Annotated in this window: 20 protein-coding genes and 1 pseudogene; 9 read left to right on the top strand and 12 right to left on the bottom strand. The window is 62.0% G+C overall.

Annotated elements, in window-relative coordinates:
* The first annotated feature begins 11 nt into the window (after positions 1-11).
* On the top strand, positions 12-419 hold the full coding sequence (locus BOO71_RS16020; protein WP_075831553.1) for a hypothetical protein: 408 nt from the start codon (positions 12-14) through the stop codon (positions 417-419).
* 100 nt (positions 420-519) lie between these two features.
* Here BOO71_RS16020 and BOO71_RS16015 read toward each other — a convergent pair whose 3' ends face one another.
* From BOO71_RS16015 to BOO71_RS15990, 6 genes are read right to left on the bottom strand one after another with little or no spacing between them, the layout of a single operon-like run.
* Positions 520-1257, bottom strand: a complete 738-nt coding sequence (locus BOO71_RS16015; protein WP_075831554.1) for a ZIP family metal transporter — start codon at positions 1255-1257, stop codon at positions 520-522.
* A complete protein-coding gene (locus BOO71_RS16010) occupies positions 1254-1502 on the bottom strand; it encodes a glutaredoxin family protein (protein WP_075831555.1) in 249 nt (82 codons plus the stop codon). The genes BOO71_RS16015 and BOO71_RS16010 overlap by 4 nt, the downstream gene beginning before the upstream one ends.
* A 22-nt stretch (positions 1503-1524) precedes the next feature.
* On the bottom strand, positions 1525-1959 hold the full coding sequence (locus BOO71_RS16005; protein WP_075831556.1) for a hypothetical protein: 435 nt from the start codon (positions 1957-1959) through the stop codon (positions 1525-1527).
* Complete coding sequence (locus BOO71_RS16000) at positions 1959-4052, bottom strand: hydantoinase/oxoprolinase family protein (RefSeq protein ID WP_075831557.1); 2094 nt, start codon at positions 4050-4052, stop codon at positions 1959-1961. Before BOO71_RS16000 ends, BOO71_RS16005 begins: the two co-directional genes overlap by 1 nt.
* Positions 4039-5259 (bottom strand): FTR1 family iron permease, encoded by a 1221-nt coding sequence (locus tag BOO71_RS15995; RefSeq protein WP_254843092.1) that lies wholly within the window; start codon positions 5257-5259, stop codon positions 4039-4041. Before BOO71_RS15995 ends, BOO71_RS16000 begins: the two co-directional genes overlap by 14 nt.
* The gene (locus BOO71_RS15990; protein ID WP_075831558.1) at positions 5256-6245 is read right to left on the bottom strand and encodes a hypothetical protein; all 990 of its coding nucleotides are present in this window, start codon (positions 6243-6245) and stop codon (positions 5256-5258) included. The genes BOO71_RS15995 and BOO71_RS15990 overlap by 4 nt, the downstream gene beginning before the upstream one ends.
* Before the next feature lie 172 nt (positions 6246-6417).
* Between BOO71_RS15990 and BOO71_RS28810 the strand changes: the two are divergent.
* The 6 genes and pseudogenes from BOO71_RS28810 to BOO71_RS15960 all read left to right on the top strand — a co-directional run.
* Positions 6418-6981, top strand: a pseudogene (locus BOO71_RS28810) (IS701 family transposase); the annotation flags it as partial.
* A gap of 95 nt (positions 6982-7076) precedes the next feature.
* Positions 7077-7511 carry a hypothetical protein gene (locus BOO71_RS28805; protein ID WP_254843093.1) on the top strand — a complete coding sequence of 145 codons (435 nt, stop codon included), beginning with the start codon at positions 7077-7079 and terminating at the stop codon, positions 7509-7511.
* Positions 7508-7984, top strand: a complete 477-nt coding sequence (locus tag BOO71_RS28385) for a transposase (protein ID WP_217694875.1) — start codon at positions 7508-7510, stop codon at positions 7982-7984. The genes BOO71_RS28805 and BOO71_RS28385 overlap by 4 nt, the downstream gene beginning before the upstream one ends.
* 42 nt (positions 7985-8026) lie before the next feature.
* Positions 8027-8473, top strand: a complete 447-nt coding sequence (locus BOO71_RS29330; RefSeq protein WP_075831561.1) for a hypothetical protein — start codon at positions 8027-8029, stop codon at positions 8471-8473.
* A gap of 79 nt (positions 8474-8552) precedes the next feature.
* The gene (locus tag BOO71_RS15965; RefSeq protein ID WP_075831562.1) at positions 8553-9536 is read left to right on the top strand and encodes an IS4 family transposase; all 984 of its coding nucleotides are present in this window, start codon (positions 8553-8555) and stop codon (positions 9534-9536) included.
* Between the two features lie 74 nt (positions 9537-9610).
* Positions 9611-10843 (top strand): IS701 family transposase, encoded by a 1233-nt coding sequence (locus BOO71_RS15960; protein ID WP_439823022.1) that lies wholly within the window; start codon positions 9611-9613, stop codon positions 10841-10843.
* 217 nt (positions 10844-11060) lie between these two features.
* On the opposite strand, the gene BOO71_RS27065 is transcribed toward BOO71_RS15960, so the two are convergent.
* Together BOO71_RS27065 and BOO71_RS27060 are read right to left on the bottom strand one after the other, a co-directional pair.
* A complete protein-coding gene (locus BOO71_RS27065) occupies positions 11061-11528 on the bottom strand; it encodes a hypothetical protein (RefSeq protein WP_139322843.1) in 468 nt (155 codons plus the stop codon).
* Position 11529: 1 nt separating this feature from the next.
* Complete coding sequence (locus BOO71_RS27060; RefSeq protein ID WP_075831563.1) at positions 11530-12171, bottom strand: hypothetical protein; 642 nt, start codon at positions 12169-12171, stop codon at positions 11530-11532.
* A gap of 40 nt (positions 12172-12211) precedes the next feature.
* On the opposite strand from BOO71_RS27060, the gene BOO71_RS15945 reads away from it, so the two are divergent.
* On the top strand, positions 12212-12517 hold the full coding sequence (locus tag BOO71_RS15945; RefSeq protein WP_083653261.1) for a VIT1/CCC1 transporter family protein: 306 nt from the start codon (positions 12212-12214) through the stop codon (positions 12515-12517).
* Between the two features lie 144 nt (positions 12518-12661).
* Here the strand turns inward: BOO71_RS15945 and BOO71_RS15940 are convergent, their stop codons facing one another.
* The 4 genes from BOO71_RS15940 to BOO71_RS15930 all read right to left on the bottom strand — a co-directional run bounded on the left by BOO71_RS15940 (position 12662) and on the right by BOO71_RS15930 (position 14314).
* Positions 12662-13084: an IS630 family transposase gene (locus BOO71_RS15940; protein WP_083653263.1), complete on the bottom strand. Its 423-nt coding sequence runs from the start codon at positions 13082-13084 to the stop codon at positions 12662-12664.
* Positions 13085-13207 carry a hypothetical protein gene (locus BOO71_RS29080; protein ID WP_303046722.1) on the bottom strand — a complete coding sequence of 41 codons (123 nt, stop codon included), beginning with the start codon at positions 13205-13207 and terminating at the stop codon, positions 13085-13087.
* Positions 13204-13671 (bottom strand): rhodanese-like domain-containing protein, encoded by a 468-nt coding sequence (locus BOO71_RS15935; protein WP_075831564.1) that lies wholly within the window; start codon positions 13669-13671, stop codon positions 13204-13206. The genes BOO71_RS29080 and BOO71_RS15935 overlap by 4 nt, the downstream gene beginning before the upstream one ends.
* 151 nt (positions 13672-13822) lie before the next feature.
* Positions 13823-14314: a hypothetical protein gene (locus BOO71_RS15930; RefSeq protein WP_139322844.1), complete on the bottom strand. Its 492-nt coding sequence runs from the start codon at positions 14312-14314 to the stop codon at positions 13823-13825.
* Between the two features lie 48 nt (positions 14315-14362).
* On the opposite strand from BOO71_RS15930, the gene BOO71_RS15925 reads away from it, so the two are divergent.
* The gene (locus BOO71_RS15925) at positions 14363-15082 is read left to right on the top strand and encodes a hypothetical protein (protein WP_139322845.1); all 720 of its coding nucleotides are present in this window, start codon (positions 14363-14365) and stop codon (positions 15080-15082) included.
* Positions 15083-15366 lie beyond the last annotated feature (284 nt).

Raw genomic sequence — 15366 nt, 5'->3', positions numbered from 1 at the left:
AGTTCTGTCTCATGCCCAAACTCACCGTCGGTCCGTGGATCGCCACCCAGAAATTACCCAGCAAAGCGCTGGCCCGTGACCGCCAGGCTTTTCTTGAGCGGGCGCAGCACCGGCTGCAGGTTCACGAGGTGGCCGGACTGCCATTGATCGGTCTGGGCGGCAGTTGCGGGAAACCCTGCTTCGCCCTGCCGTACACGCTGAGCTGGAACGACACCAACACGCGTGAGCTGGAACAGATCGGCACGGAATTTGAGTGTTTCGTGGAGTACGGCGTCTACCCCCACTTAAAACTTCTCGACGGTGAACAGGAGGTGGCGGCGGTGCAGGATTGGACCACGTTTGCCACCGTGTACCTGCGCCCAGGATACGAGCGGGCCGAGGAACTGCTTATCACGTTGCGTGACCGACTCGCGCCGTAAGGTCAATCACAGCCTTGGCTGCAATAACAGAAAATCGAGAGGCGCACGTTGAGCTGCGCCTCTCGATTCTGACTGACGTTTTCAGTCTTTGACGCCACAATCACAGCCCCAGTTCAACCAGGTAAAGCGCGATAAAGCCCAGAAAAAAGGCGCTGGTGATCCACGGCGTTTCTTTGACCTCATGGGCCTCCACCAGCAGTTCCTCTGTCACCAGGAACAGCAGCGCCGCCGCGCCGAAGGACAGCACGATTTCCAGCGGGAGCCCCGAGAGGCCCTGAAGCAGTGTGCCGCCCAGCGTGGCCCCCACGATCACCAACAGGCTCAGGCCGCTCACGGTCAGAATGCTCCGGCCCCTGCTTGCTCCGCGTTGTCCCAGGCTGGCGGATACCGATAAGCCCAGGAACAGCAGTTCCAGCGTCAGCGCCACCACCAGCAAGGTTCCCACGCGCTCGCCTGCCGCGAAGCCCACACCGATCAGCAGGCCGTCAATCAACACGTCGATGCCCACCGCCGCCAGCAAGCCAGTGACGGCACGTGGGCTGTGCTCATCCGTATCTTCAGTTTCTGGTTCCAGCCGTCCCACCAGCGCCCGCACCGCCAGCATCACGGCCACGCCCAGCGCGAAGCCAATCACCACACCCAGCGGCTGATGGCCCGCCGTGATCTGGGGCAGCAGTTCCCCAGCCACGGCAGCGAAAACCACGCCCGCCGCGAAGTGCTGCACGAAGCTGCGGACATGCGGACTGGGGGGACGGAAGCTGGCAATCACGCCGCCCAGGATGGTGGCAGCCACCGGAATCAGCGTCAACAGCAGAATCTGGGCCAACGTTGTGGTCATGGACGCCGGGCGAGCGCCTCCAGGATGCCGGGCCGCTGGTCATCAAAAAAGCCGTAAAAGACCTGATTGTCAATCACGGTCACGGGCGCGATCCGCACGTTGGCCTTGGCCTGCATCTCGGCCAGTGCCGCCGGGTCCTCGCGCACGTTCTTCTCGGTGAAGGTAGCCCCCTGGCTGGTCAGCAGCCGCTTGACCGCCTCGCAATCGGCGCAGTTCGGAACAGTGTAAACGGTGATCTGGGCCATAAGCCTCCTTTGAACTTCAAGATTACGGCTTCACTGTGAACTGCCGGGTGACTGTTCTGACGGTTTCGAGTGCCTGAACCACCACGGCCTGGGGCTGCTGAGTCTGGATGGCCCGTGCCGCCGCGTCCAGGGCGCGGTCAGCCTGCGTGAAAGACTGAGGATACAACTGCTCGAGCGCCGTCGCCTGGGCAAGCTCCGAACGGGCCTGTGCCAATGCCTGCACGCTGGCCTGCTGGCTGGCGCGGTTGCCCTTCAGGGCGCGGGCGTACTCCAGTTCCACAATATCGAGTGCGCCCACCGCCTGCCTCACATGCTGAGCTGCCGGTTGAAGCAGGCTCTGGATGGTCGGCTGGGGGGCGCTGCCGCGGCCTCCCAGAAAACCAAGCAAAAGGCCAAGAATGCCCGCCCCGAGGATCACTCCCCAGGAGGCCGGGCCGCGTTGTTTGCGGTACAGCATCAAGTCTCCTGACGTACGATCAGCGCCACATGGCCTTCGAGCCGCAGGCGGTCATGCAAGTGTTGCCGGAGGAGGACCGGGTCATGCAGATGAGCGAAATCACTCAGGCGGGCGGGCGTCAGGGCCGCCACCTGCGGCGCAACCGGGGAGACGAGCAGGCGCTCGAGATCAGACAACACCTGCGCTGGAGTTCCACTCAACACCTCGGCATCATCAAAGCGCAGCAGGCGTACGCCGCATTGATCAAGCACCAGCGCCGGGTGCCTGACGTGCCGCCCGAACAAGCCCCGGCGCTCAATGCTCGCCGTGAACAGGCTGTGATACCGTCCGCCGAAAACCAGATGGGCGCTGTCACCCAGCACCAGCCGTGCCTGGGCATGCAGATCGTCCTCGCCCAGCACGCGGGTCTGTGCGCTCAGGGGATGTGCGCCCACAGCGACGGCCCGCAGTCGCCCCTCTGCGGCCAGGTACTCGGTCTCGATCCGCAGACTCGCCGGGTCAGCCCCCAGCCGCACCGCCTCGTCCCCGACTTCGCGCTCAAGCAGGTCGGCCACCGTTGGGTCCTGGCGGGTCACGCTGCGTTCCCGCTCCACCCGGATGACCGCCAGCGCCGCCCCGATGGACGAGATCACGTCGGCATTGGGCAGGGTTTGAAACGGCACGCCGAGCCGCCGGGCCATCACCGGGCCAAGTACGCTCGCCGCCCCACCCCCGCCGTATAGCGGGAGTCCCTGGAGGCCGTGTTCCTTGATCAGTTCACGGATAGGCGTGACCAGCTTCTCCGCACTTGCTTCCAGAACGGCAGTGGCTGCCGCTTCCACGCTGGCCCCCAGCCGCCCTGCGAGCAGCGCCAGCGCCATACGGGCACTGACCTCATTGCCGTAAGCCCGTCCAGTCTCGCCGATGGCGCCCAGGGCGTTCGCCGCACAGGTAGGTGTGATGGCGAATCTCTCTCCCGAAGGCGTTTCCAGCAGAGCGTAATGCCCGGTGTCCTGACCCGGCAGCGTGACTTCAATCAGCCGCGCGTCTCTGAGCTGCTCAGGGCGCGCAAAGCTGGCATAGGGCAGTCCCGCGATGTGGGCGCTGCGCGGGCCGACTTCTTCGATCTGCCGCTTGCCCAGGCGCACCAGACTGCCTCCAGCCACCCCAGCGATGCGGATATCGACGGCACGCAGTCCGGTAGGGACACCCAGCACGGTCATGTAACTCAGCACCGGGCGACCGTCCTTGATGGCCCCGATATTAGTGCTGGTCCCACCCACCTCGAAGAACACCCCGTCCATCAGCCCTTCTTGCAAAATGGCCCCGCCCAGTGAGGCCGCCGGGCCACTCACCACGGTATGCAGCGGCGTTTCCTCAAAGGCGCGCAGACTGGCGGCCCCACCATCGCCGCGGATGATCAGCAGCGGCACGCCTGGCAGCCGGGTGCTGACCACCTGCCGGACGTGCTGGGCGGTGCGCAGCATGGTGGGCAAAATGCTGGCGTTGATGGCCGCGCCCAGGGTACGCATCTCCAGGCCATAACTGCCACTCAGGTCACTGCCCAGCGTGACCGGCAGGCCGAGGCCACGGGCAATCTCACCTGCACGCTGCTCCAGCGAGCGGTCGTCCACCCCGAACGCCTCGCTGATAGCGACGGCCTGGATGCCTGCTCCGCGCCACTGTTCAAGCTGGGATCGCAGACGGGTTTCAACGTCTGGTCCGTCACTGCTGACAAAAGCCCACTCGGCCTTCAGGCCCGCCGGGGGCTGGGTGACCCGCCGCACGCGCCGCTCGTCGCGGGCCGGGCCGAGGGCCAGCACCCCGATCCAGGCGGTGTCACCTTCCAGCAGGGCGTTGGTGGCCTGGGTGGTCGAATGCGCTACCAACAGCACGGGCGTGTCTTCCGGCAGAGCGGTGAGCAGACGGTCAAGCGCCGAGAGCACGCCCGCCGCCACGCCATGCTCTGCGCTGTGGGTGGTGGGAACGTGCGAGACCGCCCGAAGCGTGCCATCCTCCCCGAGGGCCACCCCTTTGGTAAAAGTCCCCCCCACGTCAATGCCGATCCGCATACCTGGAGGAGCTGACGTCGGCGGCACTTCAGCGGCGTTCAAGTTGGCCCGCCACTGGCCCGTGTGCAGCGCGTTGTGAATGCCGGAACCACAAAATGCCGATGACATAGACCAGGACCATCACGCCCTGGGCGGCCAGCGTTTCCGCCGTGGGATGCAGGCCAGTCAGGGCCGAGACGTTCGGATCGAGCGTGGGGAGGCGACCATACAGATTGGTGACCCCGATCCAGCCTGCCTCCTGAAAGGCCCGGACCCCGTTGCCCACGAACGCTACTGCGAAGAGTGCGGTCACCGTGACCAGGACGGGAAAGAGTCTGGCGGTGGGCAGGCGGCGGCCAAAGCGGAACAGCAGCACGAAGGTGACCACTAGGGCCAGCGTGGCCAGGGCCGCCCCCAGATACATGTACGGCAACACCGGACCGCTCGCCACAGCCAGCGCCTGATAGAACAGCACCGTCTCGAAGCCCTCGCGGTAAATGGTGGTAAACGTGATGGTTCCCAGTGCCAGCAGGCTGCCGCCCTGCACCGCCTGACTGACCCGCGCCCGCATGAATTCCACGCTGCGCTTGCGGTCACTCTGCTGCATCAGCCAGAACGACAGCGAGAAGAGAATCACGACAGCGATGACGCTGGTGACGGCACTGATCAGTTCGCGCGACACCGGGGCGATGGACAGCACATAGGTGGCCAGGCCCCAGGTCAGCGCGGTGGCGAGCAGCGCGGCCCCGCCGCCCCACCAGACGGCGCGGCGCAGCCGGGTGTTGCGGCTGGTGTCCAGGTACGCGAAGATCGCAGCCATCAGGAGCGCGGCCTCCAGCCCTTCGCGGAAGAGGATGGTAAAGCCCCCGGTGGCGGCCAGCGTCGGCCCGAGAACGCCGGTCCCGCTGACAATGCTCTCGGCTTTGCGCAGACTGCCGTTGATCTCACCGGCTATCTTTTGCAGTTCCCCCAGCGGTTGTCCGGCCTGCATGCCATTTCTCAGATCAGAGAAGCGGTACTCCATCTCCAGAATCAGATCGGGATTCAGGACCCGCAGCGGCGGCTCGGCGTACTCGAAGTGATCAAGGTAAGCGCTGCGGGCCGTTCTGAACGCCTGCTCCCGGTTGCCCTGGGCGTACTCGCGTAGCGACTGGGTAATGAGTTCGTGGGCGGTGCGGAGTTCATTGGGCACGCTGATCGTCGGAGCGGCCAGCGCGACGCTCAGCCCCAGCAGCATGAGCAGCGCCAGGACGACTCGCCGCAGGGTCACTGGAGCAGGCCTCTGGCGGTCTTCAACTCTTTGAGCGTGGCGTCGATGGCGGCACTGAACCTGGCGGGCGTGACACGCTGCCTGATCAGCTCACGCAGCCCGTTCTTGAGCGTTTCTTCGAGCTTAAGTTCCAGCGTCTTATTCTTGACGGCCAGCGGGGCTTCAAGCTGCTCGTAATGGTCAAGGTAAGCGCTGATGACGGCTTCATTGGCCGCATCGGTCATGCCGCCAGTGTAGTGCTGCCTGGCCGTCGTCAGCAAAGTTTCAATGCTGGCAAAGTCGGCCATCGGTCCACGGCTCGGAGCCAGCGGGTCACCGCTGATTTCGGAGAGTTCCGTTCTTGCCCGGTCAAGCTGGGCATTAAACAGCCTGGCATCGGCTTGGGCGGCCAGCAACGCCTTGGCCTGACGCAGGGCAGCGGCGGTCTGTCCGCCCTGATCCGCCGGGAACTTCGTCTGGTAACGGGTCAGCCAGCCCGTCGCCCGCGCCAGGTAAAAGCGGGCGTCCTGGTATTCGGTGAGATTGCTCACCTTGCCCCCGCTGACCCCGCCGCTGTACTCGGTCTTGGTGTTGCCTAGAATGGTGGAGATCACCCGAGCGCCATATTTTGGATCGTTGCGGGTAACGGCTGGAATTGTGGCAATGGCCTGGTCCACGTTCGCCGAGAACCCTGTTAGTGCGGCCTGAACGGCCTGGGGCTTGTTCGCCTTGAGCGCGGCATTGATACCTTGAAAATCCTTAAGAAAGCGGGCGCGCAAATCGGGCGTCAGATCGGCTTTCACAGCGTCATACAGCTCGTTGGCTGGGTGGCTGGCGTGCTTGAGGGCCAGCTCTTGATTTCCCGTTTGAACATTGAGCAGCATGGCATCGTAGTGACCGCGCATCTGTTCCAGTACCCCCACGAAGGTGACGGCGTCCCTCGGCGCAGCGAGGGCGCTGGCCGACAGCGCGAAGGTGAGCAGTAAAAAGCCCGAGCGAATGGTCATGAATGGATCATAGGCAGGCAATTCTATAAAGTCAATCGGATTAGTCGGGTATGAGACAGGGAGTGATCTGCAAGTTGTTACGCCAGGTGGCACAATCCGAATTCTCACCAGTGTTCAGGAGTTGCACCTGCATAACTGGCTGCAAAGGGCTCTCAGCCGGGAGAATCTAGGAATGTCAAAATCACAGATTCTGGGGGAGCGCGTCCACATTCTGGCAGACGAGGTTCTGGCCGTGCCCAACACGTCATGACAGCAGCGCAGCCTGGGGGCTGCGCTGTTCATGTTCCTAGACAACGCGTCCAGAACGGCGCTCCACCGCGCTGAGCTGGTCAGCAAGAGTGTGCTCAGCCGCCTCCTGAACGAATATGACTGGGATACCTCGGCGTGCTAGACGTTGTCGGAACACGCCCAGTGGGACCTTCTGCGTCTGGCGGCCAAAGGCAAACATCGCCCCATCCTGCGGCTCATTGTCGATCTGACTAGCGCGCTGCCTTTCGTGCGCGTTCATAACGACGTCCACGGCATTCATCTGGTGGTTTTCTTCGCTTAGTACTGGGACGTGAAGTTCCCGATAACGTACCGAGTGTATGAGGGGAAGAGTACGCTCACACCGACGATATTGGCGCGCGAGATGCTCCGCACCATTCCCGCTTTCATCCGCTCGCGGTTTCGCATCCAGGTCCTGGCCGACAATAGTTTTGGGCTCTTCCTGGATTCCAGGGAGCTGAGAACGCTCTGGTAAACTGCCGGCATGCTGAGTTTGATTCAGCTCTTGGACGATGAATAATGCTTCAAAGTCGTGCGGGAACTCCGTTGGCCCGGTGGCGTGACATGCCCGCACTGCCACGCACCGCATATCGTCAAACAAGGCCGGGAGACACCCAGCGGTTCAGACAGCGATATCGCTGTCTGAATTGCCAGCGGAAGTTCGATGACCTGACCGGCACGGTCTTTGCCGGCCACCACCAACCCCTCCGGCAGTGGGTGGCCTTCTTGGTCAGAGCAGCGCCGATGACGACGCTTGACCGCTGCCTCTATCTGATGGGCCTCAATCTGAGTCACCGTCAGATTGCGCATGAACTCGGCCTGAACGAAGATGATGCTCAGAACATGACCCGAAGTCTCCGGCAAGGCGTGGTGGAGGCGTCCATCACGCCTCCCCTCGCCGGTACGGTCGAGATCGACGAGGTGTATCTGGTGGCGGGGCACAAGGGGCAAAGCGATCTGGTGAAAAAAAATCTCGGCCTGGCCGCAGACGATGTTTGAAGGGCAAGCGAGGACGCGGCACTGCCGCGTCCGACGAGCCACCAGTCCTGGGCATGATTGAGCGAGGTGGGCAACTCGTTCTCCAGCTCTGCGCCAACGTTCAGCAGCACACCATTCGGCCCCACATCTTGACCGCCACTCAGCCAGGCAGCGTGGTCAATACTGATGAGTACGCGATCTATGCCCGGTTGCCGAGCTGGGGATTGATGCGTGTCACCGTGAACCACGGTCGCGGCGAGTTTGCGCGCGATGACGACGGTGTTGACGTGAACGAAGTTCACGTCAACACCAGAGAAGACGTGTGGAGCTTGCTCCGCTCATGGTTACGGCCCCATAGAGGGATTTCGCAGTGGTGGTTGCCACTCTATCTGGCCTTCTTTCAAGCGATGCACAACATCCGTTGTCGTGGGTTTTCGCTGTTGGAGCCGATGTTAACCCTGCTTCTGATCGCAGCTCCCCGGAACGCAGGATGAGCCTAGTTTTGAATCGCCGGCGTTTCTGGATAAGGAGACGAGGTGATCGCTGAGGGCAAGGTGTGGTGGAACGAGAAATCTTTTTTCAAGGAGGGGAATCATCAGTTCACAAAGCGAACTGCCGTGGGGTTGGACCGCTGGATTCTGTTGGTCTTCCTGGCTTGGACGTTGGCGATCCTGCATCGACATGATGGACTGACCCTGGAAGAGTGCGTATTCCTGGCGCTGGTCATGGTGCCGTCCTACATCATCTCCAATCCAGACAGTTGGGTGCAGTTCATGATGCACAACGAGTTGAGGCTCGAGGAGCCTGATCCCTGGCGGCCTGACAGATTTTATGAGAGTGAACCTCGGCAGCTGACAACTTCATTTTTTAGTCGTCCCAGACGGCGGGAAGGTCACCTTCCGGTCTGTCCCTCGACAGAAACGGAAAACGGCGGTGTTTTGAGGTGTGAAGCCACCAAACCCCGCCGCCTCACAGGCTACTGAACTCACCGCCCATTTCAAAGCCTGCGTCCCTTCGCTGCGCATCGACACGCATCAGCGTGCCGTTGACGTTGTTTTGGCGATGATCATGGCCCAGAGCGTCAACCACCTCGATCTGGCTCCTCATTTGCCCGGCACCAGTTCTCCTGAAGCCAAGAAGCGGCGCGTGGAACGCGCCGTCCACGATGAGCAGCTCACGGCTCAGGTCTTCCTGGCCCTGCTCTTGGTCCACCTTCCTCCGGGTAAGATCCTGATGAGCGTGGACCGCACGACCTGGGAACACGGGGATTCGCCGCTCAACCTGTTGGTTCTGGGTGCGGTGGTCCACGGCTTTACCATTCCGCTCGTGTGGGTGGCCCTGGATCACACAGGCAACAGCGACACCCGGGCACGCATGTGGCTGGTCTTACGACTGCTGGAGGCCCTTCCAGCGCGACGCTGGAAGGGCCTGGTGGCGGACCGGGAGTTCATCGGAGCTGAGTGGTTTCGTTTCCTGCGCCGAAAAAGGATTCGCCGGGCCATTCGGATTCGGAAGGACACGGTGCTGGACGAATTATCAGCGGACGAGTGGTTCCAGGATCTACAACCCGGTCAGTTCCGGATGATCGCGGAGCGGACTGAGGTCTTTGGGGAACCCATGCGGGTGGTGGCCACCAGGTCACCCACGGGTGACCTGGTGATCATCGCGACGGACTTTCACGTATGGGAAACGTGGCAACTGTACAAGCTTCGCTGGACCATCGAGTCCACTTTTGGCTTGCAAAAGTCGCGGGGCTTCGATTTGGAGCGGACCGGAGTCACGGACCCCACATGGTTGGAGCGACTGTTCGGTTTGGTGACCCTGGCCTGGTTGGCCTGCCTGCGGGTGGGGGTCTGGCGGCATGAGGCGAAACCGATCCGGGTGCTGGCCCATGGCCGGAAGGCCATGAGCCTCGTGCGCTACGGCTCGGAAGAACTACGCCACGTGCTGCGGTGGGTTCCCGAAAGAATCGGCGAGATTCTCCGCGTCTTGATACGCCCTTTTCCCGTACTGGGACAGCCGCAAACTGAAGTTGTCAGCTACTGAGCTGGACTTTGGCCATTGACAGGGGAGCAGCATGCTGCTCCCCTGTCAGACTTGAGCATGGCACTCCTTCCGAAGTGGTTCACTCGGATCTTGGACGAGTTCGCCCCGCTCTTTTCCACGCGGTCTGGCCGCAGGTTCAACGCTTGGTGATTGGGGCAATTTTGTCGCCTGGGAAGCGGACGGTGACCGCCGCTCTCCGGGTCCTCGGATTGGCAGACGATCCCAGGTTCGGTACGTTTCACCGCCTGTTGAGTCGGGCGCGCTGGTCCAGTCTTCAGGCCAGTCGGGTGCTGCTCAGCCTGCTCCTGGCCGCTTTCGTTCCCTCTGGGCCGCTGATCCTCGGCCTGGACGACACTATCGAACGACGAACCGGCAAAAAGATCAGCGCTCGAGGCATCTACCGCGACCCGGTGCGGTCCAGCCAGGGGCACTTCGTGAAAGCCGGCGGTCTCCGCTGGCTGAGCTTGATGCTGCTGACCCCCATTCCCTGGGCCAATCGTATCTGGGCGCTGCCGTTCCTGACGGCACTCGTGCCGTCACAGCGCTACCACGAAGAGCGCGGTCACCGGCATAAGACCCTGACCGACTGGGCCCGGCAGATGCTGCGTGTGGTGCAGCGTTGGTGTCCTGGACGGCAGTTGATCGTGGTAGCGGACAGCGCATACGCGGTCATCAGGTGGCTCGCCGACCTCCAGCAGGGCCGTCCGATCACCGTCATCACCAGACTCCGCCTGGATGCCGCTCTGTACGAGCCGGCCCCTGAACGACAGGCCGGCCAGAAGGGGCGGCCCAAAATGAAGGGCCAGCGCCTCCCGGCGCTGGCCGCTGTCGCGAACGCTGCAGACACGTGCTGGCAGCGTGTCCGGTTGACCCGTTGGTACGGTGAAACCCTGCGGGAGGTGGACCTCGTTTCTCAGACGGCAATCTGGTATCACCCTGGCAAACCGCCTCTTCCACTCCGGTGGGTCTTGATCCGCGACCCACAGGGCCAGTTCTCCACTCAGGCACTGCTCTGTACAGACCTTCTGCTGAGTCCAGTTCAGATCTTGGAGTCCTTCGTACAGCGCTGGCAACTCGAAGTCACCTTTGAAGAAGTTCGAGCTCACCTGGGTGTGGAAACACAACGGCAGTGGACCGACCTAGCCATTGCGAGAACAACCCCAGCGTTGCTGGGGCTGTTCTCGCTTGTGACTCTCATGGCTCACGAGCGCTGGCATGGCCATGATGTTTGGGTTCGTCGTGCCGCCTGGTATGACAAGACCTTGCCGACCTTTGTCGATGCGTTCGCCGAGGTTCGGCGAGCATGATGGAAGGTGCCGACTTTTCGCATGTCTGCGCCAGGACGCGAAATGATTAAAGTCCCACTGGAATTTATTGAGCGCCTTGCAGACGCACTCTGCTACGCCGCCTGACACGTCTCGATGGCCAAAGTCGAGCTGAGAGAGTGAACAGAAAACGAGCTGCCAGCCGACCTCCAGTGTGGTCTGAGGAGGGGCTTGAGGGCGCTTCCGTTGACTTGGGGGCTCAGGGTCTAGCCCACCCTGGAGTGTCAGTCGCGCGAACATCGCCTGACCACGACTCAGCGCGTGATGCACTGCCCGCAGACCGATTTTGAGGTCCCTCAGTGCGCGCCGCCAGTGGGGATCGACGACACGCCCGGTCCCCACGCTGCCCTACCTCGATGCCTTCAGAGACAAGCAGCAATGTCGCCACGGCCAGCACGGTCAGCAACCGTTCGAGACTGGGCGCATCTCGCACTTCGGAATCTTCCAACCCAAACAACCCACTTTTCTCGTCCAGGAAGCCTTCCTCAATCTGGAAGCGCTCGCCGTACTCAGCAAAGGTCTCCACGCTCGTCGGTTCGTCGCTGACCACCTGCCACTGCTCTGGGCCGTCCGACGGACGGCCCAGAGCGATATGAACAGGACCGAAATGCTTTTGGGTGAGGGTGATGTTGTGGAAGCAGCGCGTTTCTCTGGGCAAGAGCTGCACGTCACGCACCTTGCACAGCCGCTGGCCGTCGGGGGCCGCCAGAATCAGGCTTGACTTGATGCGGATGCGGGAGTGCCATCCGCAGAACTGAAGGCCTGCCCATCAGGTCTGTGTCGCAGAAGCCGCGGTCCGCCAGCAGGCGGACCTGATGGATGCCCACGAAATCCAGCAGCCCTTTGACCTCGGCCAAGATGGGCAGCAGGTGATCAGTGCTGACCTGCGCGCTGGAATGTTCGAGGACGCGTGAGACGAGCGGGACCGCTCGACCTCTGAAGAGGACCAAGACACGGATCAGGCAGAATTTCTCGAACAGGACGCTGGTGTCCAGCGCCAGGATCAGGGTCTGACCGCCCCAATCGCGCAGGGCACGGGTCATGAGTGGGCCGTAAATGCTGCCACAGTCGATGGCTGGATTCTCCAGCCACCGACGAACGCGGCGTTCGCTGCTTTGGGCGAACGTGGCACGGGAGTGGATGTGGGGGAGCCAAGCGGGGATGGAACTGCGCTGGGAAAGCAGAAAGCCCGTCACCATCCAGGCCAGTGGATGTGCGTTGCGGATGTCGTTCCACAACCCCTGCTGGATGTGGGCGAAAACGGCTTGATACAGTCGGGGCGCGTCCCCGGTAGCATTTTCGGTTGTCACAGACGGAAAGTGTCCCCTACCAGGGACGCTTTCTCATACTTTGTGTCAGGCCGTCAGGCCTGATCCCTCACGCGCCCCAAAAAGTGCCCTGACCATCGGCGGCTCGTACGTGGTGGGAGGGTTAATTCCGTTGATCCCTTACGCTTTCGGACTGCCTATCGGTGAGGCGTTAAGGATCTCGGTGATCGTCACCCTGCTGGCACTGGCCGTGTTCGGCGCGGTCAAAGCCCGCTTCACGGGGGTCAACGTGATGGGGAGCGCCCTGCAGACGACGCTGGTAGGTGGCCTGGCGGCTGGGGCTGCTTTCCTGATCGCGCGGGCCGTCGCCGATCTGGGCGTCGGCTAGACCCAGTCGTCTCGTATGCTCTGTGGGCTACCGGGAACTTAACCAGCGTGCCAGCCCAGCAACTGGGTCACGCGTTCTAGACTGTCCATTACAGGTCTAGTGGATCGGGTAATACGGATTGCGAAAAAATAACTAACAATTGGGTCACCAGTGGAAGTGGGTCAATCCACGAATCCGCATTTCCTGGGCCATCAGTCGAACGCACTGCGCGTCCACGACGCCCTGAAGCTCGTCCAGGTCTCCAAAGGTTCGGTTGGAGAGTGGGGCATCCACCCCATCCCACAACCGTTCTGCGGGCTGCAATTCTGGAGAATAGGGAGGCAGAAACAGCAGGGTGATGCCATCGGGCACTACCAACTCACGGCTGGTATGCCAGCCCGCGTTGTCCAGGACAAGCACCACATGCTTGTCCGGTTCTGCCCCAGTTGCCACTGCAAAGCTGTCCAGCACCGTCTGCATCGCGGGTGTGTTCACCGCAGGAAGCAGGTACCACATGGTTTTTCCGCTGTGGGGATGGACAAAGCCGTAGACATACAACCAGTCGAACCGATGGTTGACCCGTGCCACCTAGCGTTGGCCCTGTGGTGACCACACCCGCTTAATGATGGGCATGGCGACGTAGGCGACGGCCAGTGCGGTCAGGCCGAACCAGACGGCCAGGATCAGGTCAATATTTACCGCGCCCGTCACGGCCCTTTCCCAGAAAAGCTGATGGCCGGGAAGCCATCTGGCCGAACGAAGGACGCTTCCGGCAAGGACTTCAGCTCAAAGCCCGCCGCTGTCCAGGCATTCATGCCGCCGCGCAGCTCGCGAACATTGGTGTAGCCCCGGCGGACCAGGGCGCGCACGGCCAGCGCACTCATGCTGCCCGAGCGGCAGTACACCACGATTTCGGCGTTCTTCGCGCGTGGCAGGACCGGGGTGGCGTTCATCTGATCGAAGGGCAAGAAGAGATCAGTGTTCTGAAGCTCCCCCTCGTAGGGAATATGGACATTGATCAGGAGGAAGTCCTTGCTTTTCAACTGAGCGTTGAGTGTCTGGGGCGTCACCTGTGAGTAGGAGCCTCCGGGAACACGGATGGCTTGGCTGGCCGGATGGGCGAACGCACTGCCAGAGAGGGCCACCAGTATGAGAATCAGTCGTATACGGTTCATGTCGACCTCCTGGCCGCGAGCATAGGCTCCAAGTGTTCAGGAAGTGTTGCGGCCCATAGACTGCCCAGGTGGGCCGGGGGACAACACCCAGCAACCGTGTGTGGGTAAGTAATACCAGCGTCCCGAATAGGAGGTCACCAAATTCCAGGGGCTAAGCTGCTTTCCTGAAGGCCGGATACCACTGGCGGAACAGGTCTTCGAGTTCGTTGTTGAGGACCTGGGTCCTGATCTGAAGCAGCAGGTGGGCACCGCGCGGCGTCCAACCCATCGACTGCTTCTTGACGAACCGCTTGCTGATGACCTGATTGACCGCCGATTCGACAAAGCCTGTTGAAATACGCTCGCCCGCCCGGTACCACTCGCTATAGTTCACCATGTAGGCATGGTTGTTACCGATGTAGCCCATCGTCTCCACCACGTACTTTTTCATCTTCCGAAGGCAGGCGGGATCCACCTGTGGGCTGTCCAGCGCGCTGGACAGCTCCATTTCCAGGTCACTGAGTTCCTCGAAGCCCTGACCCACATGACCGTGCCAGAGATGGTACTTAGCTCGCTCCAATCGTTCAGGAACGTAGTTCAATGCCTCAATATCTCTGGGGAGGCCCCTGGCCATCTGGCCGAGTACGGTCAAGCGCATGGTCACGTGAAACCAGTCCAGCACGTGTTGGACGCCATCGACGTTCAGGGCTCTGTGTTACTGCTGAGCAGCGATGGTGGGCGTGAAACCTGGGGCAGTCCGACGGCACTCAACACCCTTCGGCGGGCCTACCGCGCGGCCCTCCCCCACTTCCGGCATGATGGACGGGTCTACACCCTGGGCATCTCGATGGGCGGCCTGCCCGCGACGCTCACGGCGTACCGGCGCACGCTGGGCTTTCCCATCAATGCCGTGGCCCTGGTGGCGGGGCGCGTCAACCTGAACAACGCGGTGCGGACGTCCAAGAGCCGGGGCCGGAGTGTCGCGGCAGCTTTCGCTGGAGCGTCCACCCGGGGGCATGATCCCGTGAATGATTTCAGCGGGTTCGTGGGAACGAAAACGCCGCTGCTGGTGGTGAGCAGTTCACAGGATCAGGCCGTCAGCGGCGTCAAGAACGGCCTCCTACTGGCGACGCTGGCGCGCAGGGTGGGCGCGAAAACCAAAGTGATCGGGGTGATGGGGCCGCATCTGAACCCCTCAGTACGTGAACGCGGATATCGGGCGGCAGATCGGGTTGTTCTTCAAGACGCATCGCTGATTCAGCGTTTCAGACAACAAAAAATCGACGAATACGAATCGCAGGCTCTTTTGAGGAGAGGGTGCCATTTCAAGGAACATCCTGATCCTGGCCCGACTGTTCACCACTTATACCGATCCCCGGCCCGGTATCCCGCTGATCTTGATCATGCCCCGGCTGGCGCTGAGTTCCAATGAGCGCCTGCCTGCACTTACCCCAGAAGGGCAGGTGACCGTGCCTACAGCGATGTCGATTACGGAAACGATGAATCTGCCAACCGCGCCAGTTGATCTCTTGCCCGTTCCGGCACCGCCACCCGTCTTGTCGCCAACCAGCCTGCCACAAGAGGATAGGCGGGACCACCCTTCACACAGAATGGCTGGCCCAGCTTCCCTGACTTGGACGTTGGAGGAGGGGCTGACCCTGGAGGAATGTGCGTTCCTGGCGCTGGTCACGGTTGTGCCCCATCTGCATCTCAACC

The sequence above is a fragment of the Deinococcus marmoris genome (assembly GCF_001949125.1).
Taxonomy (GTDB): domain Bacteria; phylum Deinococcota; class Deinococci; order Deinococcales; family Deinococcaceae; genus Deinococcus; species Deinococcus marmoris_A.
The sequence above is the reverse complement of the archived record's forward strand: the minus strand, read 5'-3'. Positions and strand labels throughout refer to the sequence as shown.

Excerpts from the sequence above, each read along its gene's own strand:
- BOO71_RS16020 (WP_075831553.1), top strand. The coding sequence starts at position 12 with ATGCCCAAACTCACCGTCGGTCCGTGGATCGCCACCCAGAAATTACCC.
- BOO71_RS16015 (WP_075831554.1), bottom strand. The coding sequence starts at position 1,257 with ATGACCACAACGTTGGCCCAGATTCTGCTGTTGACGCTGATTCCGGTG.
- BOO71_RS16010 (WP_075831555.1), bottom strand. The coding sequence starts at position 1,502 with ATGGCCCAGATCACCGTTTACACTGTTCCGAACTGCGCCGATTGCGAG.
- BOO71_RS16005 (WP_075831556.1), bottom strand. The coding sequence starts at position 1,959 with ATGCTGTACCGCAAACAACGCGGCCCGGCCTCCTGGGGAGTGATCCTC.
- BOO71_RS15990 (WP_075831558.1), bottom strand. The coding sequence starts at position 6,245 with ATGACCATTCGCTCGGGCTTTTTACTGCTCACCTTCGCGCTGTCGGCC.
- BOO71_RS28805 (WP_254843093.1), top strand. The coding sequence starts at position 7,077 with ATGCCCGCACTGCCACGCACCGCATATCGTCAAACAAGGCCGGGAGAC.
- BOO71_RS15965 (WP_075831562.1), top strand. The coding sequence starts at position 8,553 with ATGATCATGGCCCAGAGCGTCAACCACCTCGATCTGGCTCCTCATTTG.
- BOO71_RS15935 (WP_075831564.1), bottom strand. The coding sequence starts at position 13,671 with ATGAACCGTATACGACTGATTCTCATACTGGTGGCCCTCTCTGGCAGT.